The organism is Zhenhengia yiwuensis, assembly GCF_014384995.1.
Taxonomy (GTDB): Bacteria; Bacillota; Clostridia; order Lachnospirales; family Cellulosilyticaceae; genus Zhenhengia; species Zhenhengia yiwuensis.
Genome location: NZ_JACRSY010000001.1, coordinates 163,025 through 188,634 on the forward strand (window position 1 = coordinate 163,025; position 25,610 = coordinate 188,634).

The window sequence follows — 25,610 nt, forward strand, 5'->3', positions numbered from 1 at the left end:
TCAAATTCTACAAGGTCTACATGACTTGTATGGTCTAAAGCTAAGAATCCAAGATAGAGTTAGTGAGCATGCTACACGAGTAAGGTTACTATTTAGGTTAAATGTAACATAAAGTTGGAAAGAATATTCCTAGTAAAATAGAGGAGTTTGGAAAGGTTATAAAAAATAGTGCTAATCAACTTAAGTATTTTAAGGATAGCACTATTTTTGAAGAATTATATTATTTTAAAAAACGTTCACGAAGGACTTTGTAAATTTGAATAATAACAGTAGGCATGAAAGCTAGACCATAGATCGTTAAAGTTGTAGAAAGTGTAAGTGGTGCAACTTCAAATAAATATGTAAGTCCTGGTATAAAAAGAACGGCATTTAGGAATAAGAATCCAGCTAAAAAAGCCCAAAGACTATATTTATTTGAAGCAAAGCCAAGTTTAAAGATTGACTGTTTGCCTCTACAGTTAAAACCATGGAATAAACGTGCTAGACATAAAGTAGCAAAAGCCATGGTGCTTGCCAGCTGAGGACTAGTAGTAAGGCCTATATGGTAAGCGATAAGTGTAAAGAGACCTATAATACTTCCTTCTACTAGAATGCGTACTAAGAAGTCTTTAGATAAAATAGAAGCCCTTGGATTACGTGGTTTCTGGTGAAGGAGGTCATCTGTAGCTTCTTCCATACCAATCGCAATAGCAGGTAAACTGTCTGTTACCAAGTTGATAAAGAGTAGGTGAACAGGTGCAAATGGCATAGGAAGTGCGCAAATAGAAGTATAGAGAACAGCTAAAATACCAGAAGTATTACCTGAGAGCAGGAACTTAATAGAGTTTTTAATATTAGTATAAACATTACGTCCATTTGTAATAGCTTTGACAATAGTTGCAAAGTTATCATCTGTCAAAATCATAGCAGCTGCATCTTTAGAAACTTCCGTTCCTGTAATACCCATAGCAATACCAATATCAGCTTTCTTAAGAGCAGGAGCATCATTAACACCATCACCAGTCATGGCTACAATTTTACCTTTACGTTGCCATGCATCTACAATACGAATTTTATTTTCAGGAGAAACACGTGCATAAACAGCGATATGTTCGAGTTTCTCATCGAGTTCAGCATCTGTCATATGATCAAGAGTTGTACCTTCTACAGCAATATCACTATCTGCTAATATACCGATTTCACGTGCAATAGCAGAAGCAGTAACTTTGTGGTCTCCAGTAATCATAATAGGTTTAATACCAGCAAGTCTTGCATCTGCAACCGCAGCTTTTGATTCTTCACGAGGTGGGTCAATCATGGAAATTAGTCCTAGGAAGGTATAATCTGTTTCATCTTCTAGAGTAAGGAGTTTTTCGCTAGGAAGAACCTTATAGGCGAAAGCTAATACACGAAGGCCATTTTCGGACAAAGATTGATTAGCTGCATTAATTTGATTACAATCCTCTAAAGTAAGCTCGCGGATACCCTCTGTGGTAGCAATGGTATTTGTACGGTCAAGTAAAACATCAAAAGCACCTTTTGTAAATAAGATGTACTGCCCATCAATAAAGTGAAGCGTAGACATGAGCTTTCTATCTGAATCAAAAGGTATTTCACTAAGACGAGGATAGTCCTTACGTAAACTTATCTCACTAAGACCGAGTTTTTGTCCTAGGTTAACAAGGGCAACTTCAGTGGGGTCACCAATTTCTTGACCTTCTTGGTTGGTGGAATCATTAGCGAGTACAGCACTTTGAAGTAATAGACGCTCCAGTGGATTTGTATAATCTAAAGTATCACCATCTACGAGAGTGTGGTTAAGATAAACTTTTTTAGTAGTCATCTTGTTTTGAGTAAGTGTACCTGTTTTATCGGAACAGATAATAGAAATACTACCTAAACTTTCTACGGCTTTAAGCTCTTTCATAATAGCATTTTGTTTAGCCATTTTTTGTGTGCCCAGTGCTAATACTATTGTAACAATAGAACTAAGAGCTTCAGGAATAGCAGCAACAGCAAGCGCTACAGCAAACATAAGAGAATCTAGTACAGGAATCTTACGATAAATACTAAGGGTAAAGACGATAAAGCAAATACCTAATATAATCATAGCAAGCTTTTTACTAAAATCGTCTAAATTCACTTGAAGAGGTGTTTTCTTTTGTTGGGTCTGATTCATAAGTGTTGCAATTTTACCAATTTCAGTTTGCATACCTGTTGCAGTAACTAAGACAATACCACGTCCATAAGTTACAAGAGAACCAGAAAAGACCATATTAATTTGGTCACCTAAGGCAACTTCAGTGCGATCAATAATTTCAGCAGTTTTATTAACGCTTTCAGATTCACCTGTAAGAGAACTTTCATTAACTTGTAAAGAATAACTTTCAATAACCCTTCCATCAGCTACAATAAGGTCGCCAGCTTCTAGGAAGATAATATCGCCTGGAACTACTTCACTAGAAGGTATTTCTATTTTTGTGCCATTACGAATGACTTTAGCAGAGGGTGCAGAAAGAGCCTTAAGACTACTTAAAGATTTTTCTGCCTTAAAGTGTTGTACGGTGCCTAAAATAGCATTTAGAATAATAACGGCAAAAATAACAATAGTACTTTCTAAATTTCCTGATAGTGCGGAAATAATAGCAGCAGCAATTAAAATAAATACAAGTAGATCTTTAAATTGCTCTAGAAATACCACGACCATGCTTTTCTTTTTTCCTTCAGAAAGTGCATTAGGTCCATAGTTTTGCAAGGCTTCTTGTGCAGCCTTGGTGGTAAGACCATCTAGAGATACATGAAAATGTTTAAGTACGTTACTTGGGGATTGATTAAAAAACTTATCCATAAAGAGCCTCCTAATTCGAAATTTTAGAATTGAGTAGAATAAAAAAAGACTTTTAATGGATTTTCAGCTTAGTATCACTGAAAATCCATTAAAAGTCTTGTAACCATCAGATGGTATATATCACCAGATTGTGAGCAATCGCGATTGTTGATGATATATTTCAACTACTCCCTTTTAAAGTTAAAATTTAAACTATCATGTAAGCTAATATGATAATAACGATATAAATAGAATTTGTCAATAGAAATTTTTAGATGCATATTCAAAGGCTGAGATACCATAGTATATAGAATAGGACAAAGAAATCATAAAAGGTATAGGAGTAAAAGCATGCAAATTATAAAGGGTATAAGGATTTTATTAATCATTAATATGATTTATCTAATATGTACAATGCAGTGGATTCAAGTGCTTGTTGTGGCCTCTGTGCTTTTGGTAAGTTTTCTACCTGAAGCATTAAAGTTTACAACAGGTGTAGAGCTAACAAAATTTATGAATTACTTTTTTATAGTGTTTGTTCTATTGTCTCAGTGGTGTGGGACATATTTAAGAGCTTATGATGTGATCAGTTGGTGGGATCTATTTTTGCATGGATTATCTGCTTTTGTAGTAGGATTAGGCGGACTTGTCATATTAAGATTATGTGATCCAGAACTTATGACTTTTAAAAATCAAAAATATGGGCTTATTAGTATTATAATATTCCTCACTATTTCATCGAGTGCAGTGTTTTGGGAAATCTTCGAGTTTGTTGGAGATACTTTCTTTGGAACCAATGCACAGCTTGGAAGTTTAAGTGATACAATGGAAGATATGCTTATTTGCGTTATTATAGGAATTATTTTTTCGTTTTGGATTTATAGGAGCTTAAGAAAAGGAAAAGATAATTTTGTCACAAAACAAATGAATGAATTTATGTTGCTGAATAAAGATAAGGCAAAATAGGACTTCTATGCTATAATAAAATTAAAATTTTAGATTGACTTAAAGTGAAAGGAAATAATATGATTTTATTAGCAGCAACAGATATAAAAAAAGTCTATGGTGAAAAAATAATTTTTAATCAATTAGCATTAAGTATTCATAGTGAAGATAAAATAGGATTAATCGGGATTAATGGTACAGGAAAATCAAGTCTTCTTAAAATATTAGCAGGGCTTGAAACAGCTGACGCAGGAGAAATTACAACTTCTAATGAACTTATGATAGAATATTTGCCACAGAACCCTTATTTTGATCCTGAGGCTACAGTTATTGAACAGATTTTCAAAGGAACTTCTCGATTTATGCAGGTTCTTAAAAATTATGAAGAAGTCACAATAGCCTTAGAGAAAGAGCCAGATAATGAAGCTTTACAAGAAAAATTATTAAAACTTACAACTGAGATGGATGCAGTAGATGCATGGCAAGCAGAAAGTGAAGCGAAAGCAGTATTAACCAAACTGGGGATTAGTGAATTTAATCAGAAAGTAGGAAATTTATCAGGTGGGCAGAAAAAGCGTATCGCACTAGCAGGTGCACTCATTAGACCATGTAATCTACTTATTATGGATGAGCCTACTAACCACCTGGATAATGGCACTATCGATTATTTAGAAGAAGTTCTTAAAAATAAAAAATGTGCTGTACTTATGGTAACTCATGACCGTTACTTCCTTGACCGTGTAACAAATAAAATTGTGGAACTAGAAGATGGTAAGCTCTATACGTATGAAGGTAATTATGGGACTTATCTTGAACTTAAAGCACAGAGAGAAAGCATTCAAAAGCGTATGGAAGATAAACAGAAAACCCTCTATAAGCAAGAATTAGAATGGATGCGTAAGGGAGTAGAGGCAAGAAGAACAAAGCAGAAAGCAAGACAGGAACGTTTCTACGAACTCAAAGACCAAATGCAGTTTAAGCAAAGTGATAAGATGGAGATGGGGTTTGCCACTTCAAGGCTTGGTAAAAAAGTGATAGAAATGCAAGATGTATGTAAGGCTTATGGAGATAAGGTACTTATTCGTGATTTTACGTATAACTTTATTAAAGGTGAACGTATTGGAATTATCGGTAATAATGGTTTAGGCAAATCTACCCTTTTAAATCTTATTACAGAAGAAATTAAACCAGATAGTGGGACGATTGAAATTGGGGAGACAGTACGTATTGGTTACTATAGCCAAGAAAGTAAAGGCATGGATGATACCATGCGTGTAATTGATTATGTGAAAGAACGTGGTGAATATGTAAGAGCAGAAGATGGCAGCCTTATATCAGCAAGTAAAATGCTTGAGCGTTTCTTATTCCCATCACATATGCAGTATACGCCAATTGGCAAGCTATCAGGTGGTGAAAAACGCCGACTCTATTTATTAGGAGTACTGATGAATGATGTCAATGTACTTCTCTTAGATGAGCCTACTAATGATTTAGATATACAGACATTACAAATATTAGAAGATTATATCGAACAGTTTGCAGGGCCTGTTATTGCTGTTTCACATGATCGTTATTTCCTTGACCGTATTTCAGACAAGCTTTTTGTATTTGAAGGTAATGGTGTGATTCGTGATAGTGTAGGTGGTTATAGTGACTATATAGAGCACCGTAAGCAGGAAGGGCAAATCGCTACGCCAGTTAAACAAGATAATAAAGCAAAAACAGACAGTTGGAAGAAAAACAGTCAAACAAAACTTAAAATGAGCTATAACGAAAAAATGGAGTTTGAACATATCGAGGCAGATATTGAAAAGTTAGAAGCAAGTCTTGAAAATATAGAATCAGAGATGGCGAAGGAAGCAAGTAACTATAGTAAATTAAATGACTTAATAAAAGAAAAAGAACAACTAGAAAGTCAGCTTGAGCATAAAATGGAACGTTGGGAATACTTAAGTGAGCTTGATGAGAAAATCAAAAACCAATAAGCAAAAGGAAGCTATTAAGAATAGCTTCCTTTTTTAGTGCACAAAAGACAAAGTAAATTATATTTTGATAAATTATTTTATATATATTATAATGTTATAATAAATTTAAAATATAAAGAGGAATCAATATGGCTAATAAAGTTCGAATGAATTTGAGAAATATTACAATTGAAAATAGATTAATATATGCATTTTTTCTTATTGCCTTTATTTCTATTTTAATAGTTGGCCTATGTACCATGCAAATTACTTATGATGGCGTTATGAATAAAAGTACCAATTATAGTGTTCAGCTTGTGGATGCTATAGGAGATAATTTAAAGAATGAACTTAGTAATTACGAAGCCTTACTTAATGAACTTATAGTCAATAAGACAGTTCAGAAGGGTTTATATGAGTATGATCATAATACATATGTCGAGAAGGCACAATTTAAAAATCAAATTGATAAAGTTGTAATTCCGAAATTATCTTCCTATCCCTATATAAGAGATATAAAAATAGTCAATTTAAAAGATGAAGTGGTTTATCAGCATGGCTATTTACTTAATGATGAAAGTCATGTAAAAACCATGACACATGTAATCGAGCAGATGGGAGGCTTTGTCCAATGTTTTATGCAAGCCATTTATGGAGAGGAGTATGTGATTTTATCTCGAGCTATTTACTCAAGTTATACTCAAGAAAAAGTAGGCTATATCATTATGGTACTGAAAGAGGAGGCTCTTAAAAAGGTATATGAGCATATGAATTTTGGAGAAGGGTCAGGTATTTGGCTTATTGATCAGAATCAGAACATTTTATCAAGTCAGTTAGAGGAAAATACTTTCTTAAACGAAGAGATTATAAAGCAAATTAAGGGCTTTCAAAAAGATGGGAGACGTTATTTTACCATACATAAGCATTATGAACAGTTATTTGTAATTCCCACATTGATTAAACCTTATAATATACAGCTTGTCGCAACGATTCCTTATACGTATTTATTAAAAGAAGTGATGCTCATTTTAAGACAGATAGTTGTCATTATGATTCTATGTGGGCTTTTATGTATGATGATTGCAAAGAGGATCTGTAGAAGTATTATAGAGCCTCTTAAAAAATTAAAGTATTATATATCAGCCTCTATGGAGGAGAAGTTTAGAACGAATCTAGATGATGAGAGCCCAGATGAACTAGGCATGCTCAGCCGAAGTTATGTACAGATTACTAAAGAAATGCAAGAGATGATTACTGCTATCGAAAAAAATGAAAAAGAAAGAAGAGAGTTAGAACTTAATATGCTACAAGCGCAAATTAATCCTCATTTTCTTTTTAATACACTTAATTCCTTAAGGTGGATTGCTATGATGAGCAAGGCGGATAGTGTAAGCGAAGGTATTTTAGCGCTATCTTGTTTACTTAAAAATACGATTATCCAGAAAAAGGAGTATATCACCATAGAGGATGAACTAGAAAATGTAAAAAATTATATACTTATTCAGAAGCTAAGATACGGAGATTCTTTTAGACTTTTAATGGATGTAGAGAAAGGGCTTCTAAGCTGTCAAACTTTAAAGTTTATTTTGCAGCCTATTGTAGAGAATGCTATTTTACATGGTATTAAAGAAGATCAAAGTGTCTTGCAAATTCTGATCTCAATAAGAGAAGTAGGTGGACATATAATCTTTACAGTACAAGATGATGGGAAAGGCTTTGATCCTAGTATATTAGATATATCAAGAGCTAAAGATGTAAAGCTTTCTGGAATAGGTGTTGATAATGTAAGGGATAGAATTAGGTTGCATTTTGGAGAGAACTATACCACTATTATTCAAAGTGAAATAGGAAAGGGGACTATAGTAACCTTACATATACCAAAGATGGAGGGGAAATGATGTACAACGTATTGATTGTAGATGATGAGAGAATTATCCGTATTGGACTTAGATCACTTATTAATTGGGAGGAAGTAGGGTTTAAGATTATAGATGCAGTAAGTGATGGAAAGCAGGCTTTAGCGGTTATAGAAAGAGAAAAAGTTGATTTGATTTTGACAGATATTAAGATGCCTTATATGGACGGCATTACATTGGTACAGAATTTATATGAACGAGGCTTTTTGGGAGAAATTATTATGCTTACAAGTTATGGAGAATTTGAGTTTGCAAGGCAGTGTTTGCGCTACGGCGTAGGAGATTATCTGCTTAAAGGAACGCTCGTGCCGGACGAATTAATGCAGGCTGTTCTTAAGGTACAGAGAAAATTAGATGAGAAAGGTGAAAAACTCTTTGAAGAGGAGAGAGAAGATATAAATAATGAACAGGACTTAAAGGTAATAGAGCGTATTTTTAAAACAAATCATTTAGAAGGGGAAAACAACATAGAGAAAGAAAGCTTATCTATGCCTTATGTTTTTCTACTATTTAAACATGTCCAAAGTAAAGCACAGAAAGAAAAACATAGGGCCTGTACGTTAGAAGCATATAGAGAATCAATTGAAAATATTATTTCAGAGGCTGTCCCTAATCAAAGTATACCAAGATTGTTTTTCGAAGGGGAATGGGGGCTTTATTTATTTCCTAAGGGATATGTGGAACAAAAAGATGTTTTACATAGGATTAGTATGCATATCTTAAATCTTATTAAACTTTACACTAATATTAAAATAATAGGAGTTATAAGTAAGGTTATTTATACTTCTTATGATTTAAGAGAGTCCTTGAAGAAAACTCAGGATGTGGCTGAATTAAGTTTTTATAAAGGTTATGAAGAAGTGTTAGAAGAAGAAATGCATATACTTATGAAACCCTATTTAGGTAGGAGTGCTCAAATAGTAGAAGAAAGGCTTCACCAAGCTATGAATAAGGGGGATTATAGCGAAGCCAATAATTTGCTGGATATGTATATGGAAGAAATGAGGCGATCTTATGTACCAAAGGAGCAAGTAGAAGAACGACTTAATCCTTTATTACAAGGTATTATATTAGACTATAGTATTTATCTTGAAAGTGATAAAAGTAGATTAAACGAACTTGTAGAGTCCTATAGAGCCAGTACATTACTTGATGAAATGCAGGGGTTAATTAAAGAACTTATTTATATGATTTGTACTTTAATTTTACAAATTAAAAATAAAAATTATCGACGTGAAATAGTAGAGATTATGGATTATATAGAACAGCATATTACGGAGAAAATTACACTAAATTCTATAGCAAATCAAATTAATATGAATGAAAGTTATATCAGTAGATTATTTAAAAGTGAAACAGGTATGAATATTATTCAATACATTAATGTAAGTAAAATGGAAAAGGCCAAAGAACTTTTGAAAGAGAAGAATATGATTGTAAAGGACGTGGCTTATGCTTTAGGGTTTGAAGAACAGTCTTATTTTAATAGAATGTTCAATAAGTACTTTGGGGTTAATCCTAAAGAGTATAAAAAATATACAAATTTGAGTCAATAATGTTCATGTTAATTCTGAAAATTGTTTAATATAATAAAAACAAGGAAAGATACTATAGAAAGTTTAGAGGGGGAATTAATAGTGAAAAGAAAACTTATTGCAGCTTTAATGACTACAGCACTTATGGGTTCAGTATTTACAGGATGTGCTCAAGGTGACGTGGAACCAGCTCCAGAAACTGGAGAACAACCAGTAGCTGAGAAGCCAGCTGATGAGCAAAAAGAAGAACCAGCAACAAGTGAAGAAAAACAAACTTTAGATGTAGCAGTATTTGAGGGTGGATATGGACGTGCTTACTGGGATGCAGTGGCAGAGGCATTTGAAAAACAAAATCCTAATGTAGATGTTGTCATTAATGCGAACCCTGAAATTGGTGAAATCATTCGCCCAGATTTATTATCAGGTAATGCACCAGATTTTATTTATTTACCAACAACGAATAAATCAGGTGTAACGAATGCACTTATTAAAGACAAACTTTTAGCAGATATTAGTGATGTTTTTGAAGATCCAGCTATTAAAGATAAAATTTTACCAGGTTTTATAGATAATGTTGCAACCAGTCCTTATGGAGATGGTAAAGTCTATTTAGCACCACTTTACTACTCTACAACAGGTCTTTTCTATAATAAAACAGTATTTGAACAAAATGGTTGGGAAGTGCCTGTGACATGGGATGATTTCTATGCATTAGGAGATAAAGCAAAAGAAAAAGGCCGTGCACTTATTACATACCAAGGTCTTGCACCAGGGTATATGGAAGCTATGCTTATTCCAGCTATGGTAGCTTCGGTAGGACCAGAAAACTTCGAAAAAGCACTTAACTATGAAGATGGTGCTTGGGAACAAGAAGGTATTGTAAAAGCAATGGAACAAGTTGCTAAAATGTCTACCAATAATTATTTAATGGAAGGTACTGTGGCCCTTAGCCATACACAAGCACAACAACAATGGTTAAAAGGAGATGCACTCTTTATTCCTTGTGGTAGCTGGCTTGAAGGTGAGATGGCAGAATCACCAAGAGAAGATGGATTTGAATGGGGATTTACAGCCCCACCAGTTATGAATGCAGAGGATACTAAATATGTATTCACTACATTTGAAGAAATGTTTATTCCAGCTGATTCAGATCAAATTGACCTTGCAAAAGAGTTCTTAAAATTCCAATACAGTGATGAAGCAGTAGCACTTAATGCTGAAAAAGCAAAAGGTATCCCACCAGTAAAAGGTGCAGCAGAACAACTTAAACAATATGTATCTGGTGCAACTTATGAAACTTATAAATTATTCGATCAAGGTTATGAACCAACAATCGTAAGATTTGCAAGTGTTCAAGGGACAGAACTTGATCCAAGAACAGAACTCTTCAATCAAGTAGCACCTGTAGTAAGTGGTGAAATGTCAGCAGCTGAGTGGGCAGCTTATATGGAAAATATCTCTGACTCGGTAAGAGATTATGTTGTAAAATAATCGCTTTCATAGATTGTATAAAAAGGAGAGGGCTAGAGAACTGTGACCTCTCCTTTTTTGTATCTAACAGAGCATGAGAACAAACTGTAAAAATAGGAATAGGAGGGGAAGTCGATGACCAATTTAAAAAAATATATGCCAAAGAAACAGCAGACCAGAAGAAATATAGCAATCACTGTATCTTTGCTGCCTGCGTTAGCCCTGTATGCATTATTTGTAATTTATCCAACTTTTAATGTGTTTCGCACATCTATGTACCAATGGAGTGGTTTATCTAAACAAAAAACTTTTATTGGTTTTGAAAATTTTATAAGGCTTTTTAATGACACCAAGTTTTGGACTGCACTTCAAAATACGATTTTTTTACTTATCTTTTGTACAGCTATAACAATGATTCTAGCCTTGTTTTTTGCGGCAGCCTTAACACAATCTAAACTTAAAGAGAAAAACTTTTACCGTGTACTTTTCTTCTTTCCCAATGTACTTTCTATTGTTGTAATAGGTGTACTCTTTAGTAATATTTATGAACCTAATATGGGGATTTTAAACTCTTTATTAAGAGGTATAGGACTTAATCACTTAGCTCAACCTTGGTTAGGAAGTGGTAAAACTGTTTTATGGGCTATAGGTGTTGCCATGATTTGGCAAGCTGTTGGATACTATATGGTTATGTACATGGCAGGGATGGATGGTATTTCGCCAGAACTCTATGAAGCAGCGGATATTGATGGGGCATCTAAGTTTGTACAGTTTTTTAAGATTACTATTCCGATGATCTGGGGAATCTTACGTGTTACTTTGGTCTTCTTCATTACTTCAACACTCAACATGAGTTTCCTATTTGTTAATGTTATGACAGATGGTGCACCAAACGGTAGTTCAGAAGTACTGCTCACGTATATGTATAGGCAGGCCTTTACAAATGCAAACTTTGGTTATGCCATGGCTATTGCAGTTATTATCTTTATTGTTGCTTTTGCACTAGCGATTATTAGTAATATTTTAACAAAAAAGAATGATGCGTAAAGGAGGAAGCATAATGAAAGGCAGACATCCCCAAAATATTCGTAGATTGATCGGTAATACTTCCCTTAGAATGGTTCTGATTTTAACCAGTTTAATTGTTGTTTTGCCAATTCTATGGGTAATCTATACATCTTTTAAAACAAGTGCAGAGTTCCTCAATAATCCTTGGGCACTGCCAAGTTCACTTAATTGGTCGAACTATGCTAATGCGATTAGTAAAGCCAACATGGGGGATTATTTTATGAATTCCATAGGGGTTACACTTGGGTCATTAGGGTTACTCTTTGTATTAATTGTACCCGCAGCTTATGCACTTTCAAGGTTTAAATTTAAATTTTCTAAAGGCATTACAATGCTCTTTATGGCAGGTCTGTTTATTAACTGTAACTATATTGTTGTACCTATCTTTATGATCTTAAAAGATATGGGACTCCTTAATAATTTATTTGTACTGTGTATTGTATATGCAGCGACAACAATGCCTTTTAATATTTATTTGCTTACAGGGTTTATGCAAGGTATTGCAAAAGAATATGAAGAAGCTGCACAGATTGATGGGTGTGGTTATTGGGGGACTTTATTTAGAGTTATTATTCCTATGTCTAAACCAGGATTTGTAACAATTGGCGTATTTGCTTTTATGTCTTATTGGAATGAATATATATTAGCTTTAACTGTATTAAAACCAGATCATTACACACTACCAGTAGGGCTTAAAAACCTTATGGAAGTTCAGAAGTTTGCTACAGATTGGGGCGCTATGTTTGCAGGACTTGTTATTGTTATGATGCCAACTATGGTATTCTATGCACTTGTACAAAAGAAATTAACATCTGGCTTAAGCCTTGGTGGTTTAAAAGGATAAGAAAAAATAATATTAAAACAAGGGCTATTCATAATATTATGAATAGCCCTTGTTTTAATTAAAGAGAAGTAATAATAAGTGCTAAAATGATAGGAGGAATAGCCCATTTAAGGAGGGTAAAGAAGATTGGACCTTCCACGTTGCTTTTGTAAAGGCCTTCACTTGTAAGTTCATGCTCCATATTTTTGTATTTCCAGAACCAAGTTGCAATAACAGCAGTTAAAGCACCTGTTAATGGAATTGTAATATTATTTGTAATAGCATCAAGGAAACCAAAAATCGTGCTGCCATTTAAAGTAACATGTGACCAAGGGCCTTCACCTAAGATGTTAATAAGTGATCCTACTAAAATAGCTATTACAACGATTACAGTAGCTTTATGTCTTGAAATATGAAGTTTCTCTAAAAGACAAGTAATAATAATTTCAAAGATAGAAATCATAGATGTAATAGAAGCTACAATAACAAGTAAGAAGAAGAGTGCACCAAACCATCTTCCACCTGGCATTTGAGCAAACACTTGTGGTAATGCTTCAAAAAGAAGAGATGGACCTGCTGCAGGAGAACCACCGTATGTAAATACTGCAGGGAAGATAAGAAGCCCTGAGAAAATAGCAATAAGTGTATCTGCAATAACAACTTGTCTTGAAATAGCACGAAGGTTCTTGGTTTTTGGTACATAGCTACCATAAGTGACAAGAAGTCCCATTCCTAAGCTTAATGAGAAGAAAGCTTGTCCAATAGCAGAAATAATAGTACCTGGTGTTAAAGCACTAAAATCAGGTTTAAATAAGAAGTTTACTGCTACAGTAAATCCATCTAAAGTCATAGAGTAACCAATAAGGACGATAAAGATCACAAATAGAAGTGGCATAAGTACTTTAGAGTATTTTTCTACGCCATCTTTAATACCTGAGAAATTGATAAAGCCTGTTGCAAGAACAGCTATGACCATACCAATGATTGGCCATACTGCATTTTGATTCATTGTTTTAAATACTGTCTCGAAATGAGTAGCAAGTTCTACATTTGGTGTAATTGTATAAAGTTCACCTGTAATCGAAATGATGAAGTAATAAATTACCCATCCTGCAATCATAGCATAAAAAGTTGCTACAAGGAAAACTGTTCCAACAGCGAGGTAACCCACTATATTTAAAAATTTCTTTCCTGTAATTTTGCCAAAAGCGTCAATAGCATTAGAACAGCCGCGTCTACCTAGCGCAAATTCTGTATAAAGAAGAGGGTATCCCATAAGGACTACCGCTATCAGATAAACAAAAATAAAGGCTCCCCCACCATTTTGACCAGCCATGTAAGGGAATTTCCAAATGTTCCCTAGGCCGATTGCAGAGCCAGCAGCTGCTGCAATGATTCCTAACTTACTTGAAAAATTGTCACGTTCGTTCAAAATCTCCACCTACTTTCTTGTATTGCCTAATATAACGTGAATAAGAGTAGATTATATAGAAATATAAATTATACATCAATATAAAAATCTTAATTTGTAATAGTAAGTTTATTCTAAATTAATAATCTGCTGTGTGTATATAAAATTCAGGCTATATTTTTATCCTTAAAATGTGTATAATAAAATCATATGGTAAAAAGGAGGAATTATAATGGAAGACAATAACTTAACTATGGCGGATTTTATGGATGAAATAGAAAAATCAATGGTACGTATTCGTAAAGGTGATATTAAAACAGCAAAAGTTGTATCGATTGAAGATGCAGGGCTTATCACCAATATTGGTTCTCATGCAGATGCGATTGTACCATGGAATGAATATAGTTATGAAGAAGTGAAAATGGAAGATGTACAAGTTGGTGATACTTTCGATGTACTTGTTTTAAATACAGATGACGGAGATGGTAATATTATTGTTTCTAAAAAACGTGCTGAGGCAGAAGTAGCATTAGAAAATATTGAACAGCTTTACAAAAATCATGAACACTTTGTAGTTAAAGTAAAAGAAGTTGTAAAAGGTGGGGTTATTGCCAACCTTCAAGGTATGCGTGCTTTCATTCCTGGTTCTCAAATTACAGATGTTTATGTAGAAGATTTAAATGAGTTTGTAGGTAAAGAAATTGAAGTAGAAATTATCGAGTTTAATCCTAAAAACAAAAAACTTGTTCTTTCAGGTAAGGCTATTGCAAAGGCTAAAACACAGCAAGCTAAAAAAGAACGTTTTGATTCTATTATAGAGGGCGAAAAATATACAGGTACAGTGACAAAACTTATGCCATATGGTGCATTTGTTAACATTGGTGGTGTAGAAGGTCTTGTTCATAATACAGATCTTTCATGGACACGTATTAAACATCCTTCAGATGTTGTTAAAGAAGGGGACAAGCTTAATGTAACTGTTCTGAGCATAGATAAAGAAAAAGGTAAAATTGCTCTTGGTGCTAAAGATGTAGCGATGGATCCTTGGTTCTTAGAAACAGCAAACCTTGAAAAAGGACAAGTTGTGAAAGGTAAAGTTGTGAAATTTATGAACTTTGGTGCGTTTGTATCTCTTAGTGAAAATGTAGAAGGTCTTCTTCATGTTTCTCAAATTACAGAGAAACGTATTTCAAAACCAGAAGAAGCATTAGAGATTGGTCAAGAAGTTAAAGTAAAAATTACACAACTTGATAAAGTAAATAAAAAAATTGGTTTAAGCATGACAGAAGTAGAAGAAGAGATCGATCCTTCTATGATGGCATATATGAACGAAGAAGAGGAAAGCATCTCAACTATGGGTGATGTTTTAGGAAATGCTTTTAAAGATTTATTTAAATAGAATGATTAAAAGAGTGCCTAATGGGCACTCTTTTGTATGTGGAGGCAAGGGATGTTACAAGATACGAGAGTAATTATTTTTGATATAGATGGAACGCTTTTAAACTCTGTTTATTTTAATGTGGAAAATATGAACAATACTTTGGAGCACTTTGATTATGTTTATCGTGTGAGTGAGGAGCGTGTAAGGGGCTATTTAGGTTGCACAGCAGAAGAGTATTATAAGGGGGTATTGGATGAGAGTTGTGTAGAGAGATGGGAAGAAATTAGAGCTTATAATAGAGCGCATATGGCAGAAGCTATGGCAGCCTATGGTAAGGGATTTGAAGGTGTAGATAATACTTTTTCTATACTTCATAAGACGGGTTATAAACTTGTACTCTATAGTAACTGTTCAAGAGCTTATATGGAGGCAGCACTTGATGTACTAGGTATTAGAAATTATGTAGATTATGCGGAGTGTGTTAAAGATAATGGATTAGCTAAACCACAACTTTTAGCGAAAATACTTAAGATGTATGAGGGATGTAAGGGTGTGGTTGTAGGTGACCGTATTCATGATATAGAAGCAGCACATTGGAATTATATACCTTGTATAGCTGCTTTGTATGGATTTGGTCAGGAAGAAGAGATGAAAGAAGCAGACTATACACTTTATAGCATAAAAGAATTACCAGCTCTACTTGACAAAGAAAAGGCTCATGCATAAAATAATAAGTAAATGTCACATAAAGTAAACGTCATAGAAAAATGCGATGAAAAAGAGGAGTATAATACACCTGCATTTAGAGAGAGAAACTTATAAGCTGAAAGGTTTCTTATGTAAGGATATTAGAAGGTAGCTTTTGAGCACTGTTTTTGAAACTAAGTAGGAAGCAGCGGGTAGGCCCGTTACAGCATAGAGAGCCAGATAGAAGTCTGGAATTAAGGTGGTACCGCGAGCATTTTCGTCCTTATTAGGGGCGAGAGTGCTTTTTTTATATTCTTATTTCAGAAAGAAGGTGTCCTATGAAGCCTATGGGTTTTGTACTTTTGGTCATTGGTGTCATGCTGATCTTTGCAGCAAGGCGTATCGTGCTTTCTAAAGTGCGTCTAGAAGAAAAGGATAAAAATGAAATGGAAATGCTAGCAAGTGGCGGTGTTATTGCTGTTAAGGTCTCAGGCTTTATTGTGGCTGTTATGGGATTTCTATTTCTGATGATGTAACAAATAAAAGGAGGATTCAATATGAGTAACTTAGAAAAAGTTTATGATCCAAGTACCGTAGAAGAAAGACTTTATAAAAAATGGATGGACAATGGTTATTTCCATGCTGAAGTTGAAAAAGACAAAGAGCCATTTACAATCGTTATTCCACCACCAAACATTACAGGGCAACTTCATATGGGGCATGCACTTGATAACACACTTCAAGATATCTTAATTAGATATAAACGTATGCAAGGTTATAATACACTTTGGATGCCAGGAACTGACCATGCCAGTATTGCAACAGAAGTGAAAATTGTGGCCAAAATGGCAGAAGAAGGTCTTACAAAAGAAGACCTTGGACGTGAAGGTTTCTTAAAACGTGCTTGGGAATGGAAAGAAGAGTATGGCGGCACAATTATCGGGCAGCTTAAAAAACTTGGTTCTTCATGTGACTGGGAAAGAGAACGCTTCACAATGGATGAAGGTTTATCAAAAGCAGTACAAGAAGTATTCATTCGTCTTCATGAAAAAGGATATATTTACAAAGGTTCACGTATTGTTAACTGGTGTCCAATATGTCAAACAACTATTTCAGAAGCTGAAGTTGAGCACATTGAAAGTCAAGGCAACTTCTACCACTTACGTTACCCAGTAGTAGGGAGTGATGAGTTCGTTGAAATTGCGACAACAAGACCAGAAACATTGCTTGGAGATACTGCAGTAGCAGTTAACCCAAAAGATGAACGCTATACACATTTAATTGGTAAAATGCTTAAATTACCTCTTACAGATAGAGAAATTCCAGTAATTGCAGACCATTATGTAGATATGGAATTTGGTACAGGTGTTGTTAAAATTACACCAGCACACGACCCTAATGACTTTGAGGTAGGTCGTCGTCATGACTTAGAAGAAGTCTGTGTCATGAACGATGATGGTACAATGAATAACTTAGCAGGCAAATACGCTGGTATGGACCGCTATGAAGCACGTAAAGAAATGCTTAAAGATTTAGAAGAGCAAGGTCTTCTTATTCAGATTAAACCTCATATGCACAATGTAGGTACACATGACCGTTGTAAAACAGTTATTGAACCTATGGTGAAAGCACAATGGTTCGTTCGTATGGAAGAAATGGCTAAACCTGCTATTGAAGCGCTTAAAAAAGGTGACTTACGTTTCGTTCCAGAACGTTTTGGTAAAACATACCTTAACTGGTTAGAAAATATTCGTGACTGGTGTATTTCTCGTCAGCTTTGGTGGGGACACAGAATTCCAGCATACTACTGCCAGGAATGTGGTGAAGTAACTATTGCACGTAGTATGCCGGAAGCATGTAGTAAATGTGGTCATACACATCTTGTTCAAGATGAAGATACATTAGATACATGGTTCAGTTCAGCTTTATGGCCATTCTCAACACTTGGCTGGCCAGATAATACAGAAGAACTTAAACATTTCTATCCAACAAGTGTACTTGTAACAGGTTATGATATTATTTTCTTCTGGGTTGTACGTATGGTATTCTCAGGTCTTGAACAAATGGGTGAAGTACCATTTAAAGATGTTCTTATCCATGGTCTTGTACGTGACTCTGAAGGACGTAAGATGAGTAAATCTTTAGGAAATGGTATTGACCCACTTGAAGTTATTAAAGAATACGGCGCAGATGCACTTAGACTTACACTTATTACAGGTAATGCACCTGGTAACGATATGCGTTTCTATTATGAACGTGTAGAAGCGAACCGTAACTTTGGTAACAAACTTTGGAATGCAACACGTTTCATTCTTATGAATTATGAAGAGGAAGATTTAAATCTAGAGGTAGGCCTTGATGAACTGACTGCAGCAGATAAATGGATTCTTTCAAAAGTTAATACACTTGCAAATGAAGTAACAGAGAACATGGATAAATACGACCTTGGTATTGCTGTTCAAAAACTTTATGACTTTGCATGGGAAGAATTCTGTGACTGGTATATTGAAATGGTAAAACCACGTCTTTACAATAAAGAAGATGCTACACGTCATGCTGCATTATGGACACTTAAAACAGTTATGATTAATGTTCTTAAGATGCTTCATCCATATATTCCATTTATTACAGAAGAGATCTTTATGGGACTTCAAGATAGAGAAGAAAGTATCATGATTTCTAACTGGCCAGTATATAAAGAAGAATGGAACTTCCAAGTAGAAGAGGAAGAAATCTCTCTTATTAAAGAAGCAGTACGTTCTATTCGTAATGTAAGAAGTGAAATGAATGTACCACCATCAAGAAAAGCACAAGTATTTGTTGTTTCTGAAAATGAAAAAGTACTTGATATCTTTAATAGAGGTAAAGTATTCTTTGCTACCCTTGCTTCTGCATCAGAAGTTGTTATGCAAAAAGATAAAGCAGGTATTGATGAGGATGCTGTATCAGCAGTTATTCCAGAAACAGTACTTTACATGCCTCTTGCGGAACTTGTAGATTTTGAAAAAGAAATTGAACGTTTAACAAAAGAAAAAGCAAAACTTCAAAGTGAAGTAGATCGCGTTGTAAAAAAACTTTCTAATGAAGGTTTCGTAGCGAAAGCACCTGCTAAGCTTATTGAAGAAGAAAAAGCAAAACAAGCTAAATACGAAGCTATGCTTGCAGAAGTTGTAGCGCGCCTTGAAAAGTTTAATAAATAATGCAGTAATGAAAAAGGACTCTCTAAAACCAATTTAGAGAGTCCTTTTTGTGTGAAAAAAAGTAAATAAATTATTGGCGCATAGAAAGAGGGATATACTCCTTTCTCTGAGCTACGCTCTTATAAGCTGGGCGGATAATCTTGCCTGCATTGACGATTTCTTCGATGCGGTGAGCGCTCCAGCCAGCTATTCTGGCGATGGCGAAAATAGGTGTATACATTTCTAAAGGTAAATCTAATAAGGTGTAGACAAATCCAGAATAGAAATCTACATTGGCACTAACGCCTTTATACATTTTACGAGCCTTGCTAATCACTTGTGGTGCAAGGCGTTCAATACGTGTATAGAATTCAAATTCATCTTCGACGCCTTTGGCGGCAGCAAGTTTACCTGCATATTCTTTAAGGATAACGGCACGGGGGTCAGATATGGAATAAACGGCGTGACCAATGCCGTAAATAAGTCCAGCTTTATCAAAAGCTTCTTTATTAAGAAGTTTGGTGAGATAGGTACAGATTTCATCTTCGTCTTGCCAATCTTTAATTTTTTCACGCATATCTTCAAACATTTTAACAACTTTTAGGTTGGCACCGCCGTGTCTAGGTCCTTTTAGTGAACCTAAAGCAGCAGCGATGGTAGAGTAAGTATCTGTCCCAGAAGAGGTTACAAGGTGGGTTGTAAAAGAAGAGTTATTACCACCACCGTGTTCAGCGTGTAAAATAAGAGCTAGGTCTAAAAGGAGAGCTTCAAGTTCGGTGTATTTGCGATTTGGTCTAAGCATATAAAGGATATTTTCTGCTGTAGAGAGTTCTGGCCTAGGTGTGTGAATATAGAGACTTTGATTTTGATGGTAATGAGCATAAGCTTGATAGCCATATACAGCTAAAGAGGGAAAACAAGAAATGAGGTGAATACATTGTTTAAGGACATTAGATAAAGAAGTATCATCAGGATTATCCTCATCGTAACTATAGAGTGCAAGTACGCTTCGGGCCATGCTATTCATAATATCTTTTGTAGGTGCTTTTAGAATCATATCACGGACAAAGTCATCAGGTAGTTTGCGCTTTTCACTTAATATTTTATTGAAATTTTCAAGTTGTCTAGGATTAGGGAGTTTGCCAAAAAGTAAAAGATAAGTAGTTTCTTCGAAACCATAGCGATGATCAGTTAAGTAACCTTTAGTGATATCAGCAATATCGATACCTCTATAAAGTAGACGACCAGGGACAGGAATAATTTCGTTTTCGTCTACAATATAGGAATGGACTTCGCCTATTTCTGTTAATCCTACAAGTACACCTCGTCCATCTAAGTCACGTAGACCACGTTTAACAGCGTACTTTGTAAAAAGTTCAGGATTGATAAGGTTATTTTCTTGAGCTAAGTGGGTAAGTTCGTTGAAAGGATCAGTAGAAGTGTAAAGAGTATTTTGTTCTATCATATAATACCCCCCTTTTTTATGAAGTTTTCTGAATAATTATAATTAATAGTAACATTATGGGTAATAGGGTGTCAATATGTATAAAAGTAAGTGCTTGATACTGAATAATAAGTAAGTGAAAGAGATATTATAAATAAGAAGAGTATTATAATAATGGAGGAAAATTTATGAAGTATGTAGTTTTATCACCAGCGCGTAAAATCATTTGCTTTGATCATGGTGAACAAGTAGCGCAGTATTGCGATGAAAAAGAACGTTCAGATATAGATGCCTATTGTAAGGACCAGCAGTACACATATGAAACAATGAGTTCGGTAGATGTGGGATATGTCTATACCCTTATAGGGGCAGAGGCTGGGGTGTGTTATATTTATGAAACAAAAGATGTATTAAAACATATGAAAGAACTTCAAGTAGAATCTGATTTAATTGATGCAACAGCGGATCTTTTTAATGATAGAAGATTAAATGAAGAGATAGATTGCCCGGGCTATTTGAGTGATGTGCTTATGGATTTAACACCGATGACAGTTTCCCAATTGCTTGATCCTTTATATACAATGCAAAATATAGATGAGTGGGCTACTGAAGGGAATGAATAAAAAAGAAGTGTTTAATAGCTAGCTATTAAACACTTCTTTTTTATAAATATATAGTAAAAAAATATAGTTTATGATATTATTTCTAATAATAAATAATGTTTAGTTATTTTTGTGAGAATAAATAATATAATTTTTGTATAATCAAGCATAAAGTGTACGACATATACAAACATAAGTATTTATTAGGGATAAACATTGGTTGAAATAAATTCAAAAATATGATAGATTGTGTTATAAATAAATCATGTACATGTATACAATTATTTTGTTTGAAATAAATATTATTATAAAATCCAAGAATAAGATTGAATAACCCATAATATTATGGTAATATGAAGGAGAAAAATAAAAATCAATTATACGATATGAAGTTTATTTGATAAAAACTTGCAAAAACAGTATCGATACTTGAAATGAAAAATAATGAAATAAATGGAGGGGTTAAGATGAAAAAGTTTGCTAAGAAATTTTTAGTTTTATCTGTAGTATCAGGTTTAGCTGCTTCTACTTTAGTAGGTTGTAGCCAAGATAAGCCACAAACAGATAACGGTACAAGCCAAGCAGCAGGAGAGAAAGAGAGTAGTGGTGATACTCAAAAAGAATCAAAATACAAAACAGTAGTTGTTGCTTCACTTGAAATGAATGGAGTATTTAGCCCATTCTTTGCTACAACAGCACCTGATAATGACATTGTAAGTATGGTTCATGGAGCATTGATCAAAACAGATCGTAATGCACAACCAGAAGCAGATTTAGCAGATTATAAAATTGAACAAGTGGAAGCGGAAGATGGTAGCGTTTCTGAAACAATCTACACCTTTACACTTAAAGATGGTGTCACATTTAGTGATGGAACACCTGTAACAGCAGATGATATTATTTTCTCATATAAAGTATTAGCGGATCCAGCATATGATGGTCCATCTACATTTTCTACATTACCAGTAGTGGGTATGGAAGAGTACAATAAAGGTGATGCTACAGAAATTAGTGGTATTGAAAAAGTAGATGATAAAACTGTTAAGATTACGCTTAAAGGCATTGATCCATCAGCTATTTGGAAACTTGGTGGTATTGAAGTAGCACCAAAATCATACTACGGCGTAGATGATGCAGGTAAAGAATATGCTAAAGGGGATATGAGCGTACCTAAATCAAGAAATGCAGCACCAATGGGAGCAGGAGCATATAAATTTGGAAGCTTTGAAAATAACGTTGTAACACTTAATGCAAATGAAAATTATTATGGTGGTGCACCAGCAACACCAACAATTAAATATCAAGTAACAGCAGAGTCTAATAAACTTGAAGGTTTAAAGCTTGAAGAGTTTGATATTTCAGATCCATCTTCTTCACCAGATATGGTAGCAGATGTAGAAGCTGCAGGTTTTGAATATGAATTAATTGATAACCTTGGTTATGGTTACATTGGTATGAATGCTGAACGTATTCCAGATAAAAATGTTCGTAAAGGTTTAATGCACCTTATGAACCGTCGTCCAGCTATAGAAACTTATTATGGTGACTTAGCTACAGTTATTGAAAGACCAATGTCAACAGTATCATGGGCTTATCCACAAGATGCAACAGAATACTATGGTTTTGATCCAGCTAAAGCTTTAGAGTACTTTAAAGCAGCTGGTTACGAACAAGTAGAGAAAAATGGTAAAGTAAGCCTTGAAAAAGATGGGGTACAACTTCGTGTTGAAGTAGGTATTCCAGGTGGCGGTACTATGGAACATCCAACTGCTCCAGTACTTACACAAATGAAAACAGAAATGGAAAAAATGGGTGCTGTTCTTGAAATTGCAGATACAGACGGAACAGTATTCTTTGATAGACTAGAAACAGGTGATTGGGATATGTGGGTAGCAGCTTGGCAAGCAACTGTTGATCCTGATATGTATCAAACATACCACTCACAAGGACCATCAAACCATTACAACGTTCAAAATGAAGAACTTGATAAACTTATTGTAGAAGCACGTCAAACAAATGATATAGAAGTAAGAAAAGATTGCTATAGCAAAGCGCTTGATATCATTATGGATGAAGCGGTAGAAATGCCAGTTTACCAAAGAAAAAATATGTATGTATTCAACCAAGAAATCGTAGATATGGAATCTCTTCCAGAGAACATGACTCCATACTATACATATTTTGCTGAAGTTGAGACATTCAGACTTAAATAATCATAGGGCATGAAACTAATCACCAACTCCTTAGGGGTTGGTGATTAATATCAGCCTATAATAAATGTTATGTAAATAATGCAAAAAAATCCAATTATTGTAAGTTGATATTAATCAGAAAGAAAGCGCATTGTTTAAGCACTAAACTAGAAAAGGAGTGAATAGAGATGAGACAATATATTATTCGAAGATTATTTATTTCTATCTTTATATTATTGGGTGTATCGGCTATCATTTATGGTTTACTACGTACTGCGCCAGCAGATTATGTAAGTACTATAACAAACGGAATTCCAGATGCAACACCGGAAATGAAAGCAAAATTAACTGAACTCTATGGTCTTGATAAAGGGATAGTAGAAGGTTATGTGGATTGGTTAAGTTCAGCCTTAAAAGGTGATTTAGGCCAATCTTTCATTTATAACAAACCAGCACAAGATGTTATTAAAGATAAGATGTGGGTATCCTTCTGGATGGCACTTCCATCCTTTATTTTGCAACTCTTAATCGCAATTCCATTAGGAATTATTTCAGCAACAAAACAGTACTCTATTACAGATTATACTGTTACAACAATTGCTTTAATTGGGATTTCTCTTCCAAGTTTCTTCTTCGCAGCTGTACTGCAAAGAGCGTTCTCAATGGGACTTGGATGGTTTCCGCTTCAAGGGATGGTTACAGCTCGTGAAGATTATGTAGGCTTTGCACATATTATGGATATGGCATGGCACTTTGTTCTGCCTATCACAGTACTTACTGTATTAAGTATTGGAGGACTTATGCGATATAGCCGTACCAATATGCTTGAAGTTTTAAATGCAGATTACATACGTACAGCAAGAGCTAAAGGCCTTAGTGAACATAAAGTAATTTACAAACATGCATTTAGAAATACACTTATTCCAATTGTAACAATGGTTGGTGGTATGATTCCTGGACTTTTCTCAGGGGCTATGATTACAGAAGGAATCTTCTCTATTGAAGGTCTTGGATATATAGGGCTTAAAGCACTTAGATCAGGGGACATTCCATTTATGATGGCCTTTACCATGTTCCTTGCCATTCTTACATTATTAGGAACACTATTATCTGATATTCTCTATGCGGTGGTAGACCCTCGCGTACGACTTAAATAGAAGGGAGTAATGAAATGGCTGAAGAAAAAGTATTACAAACAAATAATCAACCAGAGGAAGTTGCAAACTTAGAGAAAATCGTTACTCCAGGGCAGCTTGTTATGAAGCGTTTCTTACGTAATAAGCTTGCTATTGCAGGAGTAGTCATTCTTGTATGTATGTTCCTGTTTTCTTTCTTAGGGCCTCTTTTTACAAGTTATGGTGAATATACTATTTTCTTTGTAAAAGATGGTGTAGAATTTAGTTCAGATGATCACAAGGGTATGGATCCACAAGAAAGTGGTGTAAAAATTAATGGGAAAGCAAAACCATCAAAAGCACACTTACTTGGAACAGATAAAGATGGTCGTGATATTTTAGTTCGTTTGATGTATGGTGGCCGTATCTCTTTATTAATTGGTTTTGTAGTAGTAGGTCTTCAATTAGCAGTAGGTGTTATTATGGGTGGTATAGCAGGATATTATGGTGGTGTGATTGATAACCTCATAATGCGCTTGGTAGATATATTCTATTGTATACCAACTCTTCCTGTTATGTTAATTGTAAGTTCTATTATGGTAGCATATGGCGTACCACAAGAATATAAGATTTATATTTTGATGCTTATCATGGGTATATTAGGTTGGGCAGGTGTAGCACGTCTTGTACGTGGTCAAATTCTAAGCCTTCGTGAACAAGAGTTTATGGTGGCAACAGAAGCGATTGGCCTTCACCCAGCTAAACGTATTATGAAACACCTTATACCAAATGTTATGCCACAACTGATTGTTATTGCAACAATGGGTATGGGGAGTGTTATTTTAGCAGAAGCATCTTACAGTTATCTTGGTATAGGGGTACCATTCCCACTTGCGTCTTGGGGAAATATGGTTAATACGGTAACAGATCCTATTATTATGAGGGAGTATTTGAATATTTGGTTCCCACCAGGATTCTGTATTTTATTAACAGTACTAGGATTCAACTTTGTTGGCGATGGTCTTCGTGATGCCTTCGACCCTAAAATGAAAAGGTAGGTGATAACATGAGC

18 protein-coding genes and 1 other annotated feature are annotated in these 25,610 nt (G+C 34.7%); of the genes, 15 read left to right on the plus strand and 3 right to left on the minus strand.

Translation table 11 applies throughout. The features are described 5' to 3' along the window. Positions 1-220: 220 nt before the first annotated feature. Positions 221-2,827: a cation-translocating P-type ATPase gene (locus H8718_RS00730; protein ID WP_177671191.1), complete on the minus strand. Its 2,607-nt coding sequence runs from the start codon at positions 2,825-2,827 to the stop codon at positions 221-223. Between the two features lie 330 nt (positions 2,828-3,157). Here H8718_RS00730 and H8718_RS00735 point away from each other — a divergent pair, with 330 nt between their 5' ends. The 7 genes from H8718_RS00735 to H8718_RS00765 all read left to right on the plus strand — a co-directional run bounded on the left by H8718_RS00735 (position 3,158) and on the right by H8718_RS00765 (position 12,548). After that, positions 3,158-3,772 (plus strand): hypothetical protein, encoded by a 615-nt coding sequence (locus H8718_RS00735; protein ID WP_249331153.1) that lies wholly within the window; start codon positions 3,158-3,160, stop codon positions 3,770-3,772. 59 nt (positions 3,773-3,831) lie between these two features. Beyond that, positions 3,832-5,736, plus strand: a complete 1,905-nt coding sequence (locus H8718_RS00740; protein WP_249331154.1) for an ABC-F family ATP-binding cassette domain-containing protein — start codon at positions 3,832-3,834, stop codon at positions 5,734-5,736. Positions 5,737-5,864: 128 nt separating this feature from the next. Further along, complete coding sequence (locus H8718_RS00745; protein ID WP_249331155.1) at positions 5,865-7,613, plus strand: cache domain-containing sensor histidine kinase; 1,749 nt, start codon at positions 5,865-5,867, stop codon at positions 7,611-7,613. After that, on the plus strand, positions 7,613-9,187 hold the full coding sequence (locus tag H8718_RS00750; RefSeq protein WP_177671187.1) for a response regulator: 1,575 nt from the start codon (positions 7,613-7,615) through the stop codon (positions 9,185-9,187). The genes H8718_RS00745 and H8718_RS00750 overlap by 1 nt, the downstream gene beginning before the upstream one ends. Positions 9,188-9,268: 81 nt before the next feature. Continuing rightward, entirely contained in the window at positions 9,269-10,657 is a 1,389-nt protein-coding gene (locus H8718_RS00755; protein ID WP_177671186.1) for a carbohydrate ABC transporter substrate-binding protein, read from the plus strand. A gap of 114 nt (positions 10,658-10,771) precedes the next feature. Continuing rightward, entirely contained in the window at positions 10,772-11,683 is a 912-nt protein-coding gene (locus H8718_RS00760; protein WP_249331156.1) for a carbohydrate ABC transporter permease, read from the plus strand. Positions 11,684-11,696: 13 nt separating this feature from the next. Beyond that, positions 11,697-12,548 carry a carbohydrate ABC transporter permease gene (locus H8718_RS00765; protein WP_177671185.1) on the plus strand — a complete coding sequence of 284 codons (852 nt, stop codon included), beginning with the start codon at positions 11,697-11,699 and terminating at the stop codon, positions 12,546-12,548. Positions 12,549-12,606: 58 nt separating this feature from the next. Here the strand turns inward: H8718_RS00765 and H8718_RS00770 are convergent, their stop codons facing one another. Further along, positions 12,607-13,959: a sodium-dependent transporter gene (locus H8718_RS00770; protein WP_249331157.1), complete on the minus strand. Its 1,353-nt coding sequence runs from the start codon at positions 13,957-13,959 to the stop codon at positions 12,607-12,609. Positions 13,960-14,170: 211 nt separating this feature from the next. On the opposite strand from H8718_RS00770, the gene rpsA reads away from it, so the two are divergent. From rpsA to H8718_RS00790, 4 genes are all read left to right on the plus strand, one after another. Then, positions 14,171-15,337: a 30S ribosomal protein S1 gene (rpsA, locus tag H8718_RS00775; protein WP_177671183.1), complete on the plus strand. Its 1,167-nt coding sequence runs from the start codon at positions 14,171-14,173 to the stop codon at positions 15,335-15,337. 51 nt (positions 15,338-15,388) lie between these two features. Then, positions 15,389-16,045, plus strand: coding sequence for an HAD family hydrolase (locus tag H8718_RS00780; RefSeq protein ID WP_249331158.1), 657 nt, complete (start codon positions 15,389-15,391; stop codon positions 16,043-16,045). 37 nt (positions 16,046-16,082) lie between these two features. Further along, positions 16,083-16,294: a binding site (T-box leader), on the plus strand. Positions 16,295-16,344: 50 nt separating this feature from the next. After that, positions 16,345-16,542: a hypothetical protein gene (locus H8718_RS00785; RefSeq protein WP_177671181.1), complete on the plus strand. Its 198-nt coding sequence runs from the start codon at positions 16,345-16,347 to the stop codon at positions 16,540-16,542. 21 nt (positions 16,543-16,563) lie between these two features. Continuing rightward, on the plus strand, positions 16,564-19,206 hold the full coding sequence (locus H8718_RS00790) for a valine--tRNA ligase (protein WP_249331159.1): 2,643 nt from the start codon (positions 16,564-16,566) through the stop codon (positions 19,204-19,206). 70 nt (positions 19,207-19,276) lie between these two features. Here the strand turns inward: H8718_RS00790 and H8718_RS00795 are convergent, their stop codons facing one another. Then, positions 19,277-20,650: a citrate/2-methylcitrate synthase gene (locus tag H8718_RS00795; RefSeq protein WP_249331160.1), complete on the minus strand. Its 1,374-nt coding sequence runs from the start codon at positions 20,648-20,650 to the stop codon at positions 19,277-19,279. Between the two features lie 167 nt (positions 20,651-20,817). Here H8718_RS00795 and H8718_RS00800 point away from each other — a divergent pair, with 167 nt between their 5' ends. The 4 genes from H8718_RS00800 to H8718_RS00815 all read left to right on the plus strand — a co-directional run bounded on the left by H8718_RS00800 (position 20,818) and on the right by H8718_RS00815 (position 25,596). Next, complete coding sequence (locus tag H8718_RS00800) at positions 20,818-21,252, plus strand: hypothetical protein (RefSeq protein WP_177671178.1); 435 nt, start codon at positions 20,818-20,820, stop codon at positions 21,250-21,252. 446 nt (positions 21,253-21,698) lie between these two features. Further along, on the plus strand, positions 21,699-23,444 hold the full coding sequence (locus H8718_RS00805) for an ABC transporter substrate-binding protein (protein WP_249331161.1): 1,746 nt from the start codon (positions 21,699-21,701) through the stop codon (positions 23,442-23,444). 167 nt (positions 23,445-23,611) lie between these two features. Continuing rightward, positions 23,612-24,580: an ABC transporter permease gene (locus H8718_RS00810; protein ID WP_177671176.1), complete on the plus strand. Its 969-nt coding sequence runs from the start codon at positions 23,612-23,614 to the stop codon at positions 24,578-24,580. Between the two features lie 14 nt (positions 24,581-24,594). Next, complete coding sequence (locus H8718_RS00815; RefSeq protein ID WP_249331162.1) at positions 24,595-25,596, plus strand: ABC transporter permease; 1,002 nt, start codon at positions 24,595-24,597, stop codon at positions 25,594-25,596. The last annotated feature ends 14 nt before the right edge of the window (positions 25,597-25,610 follow it).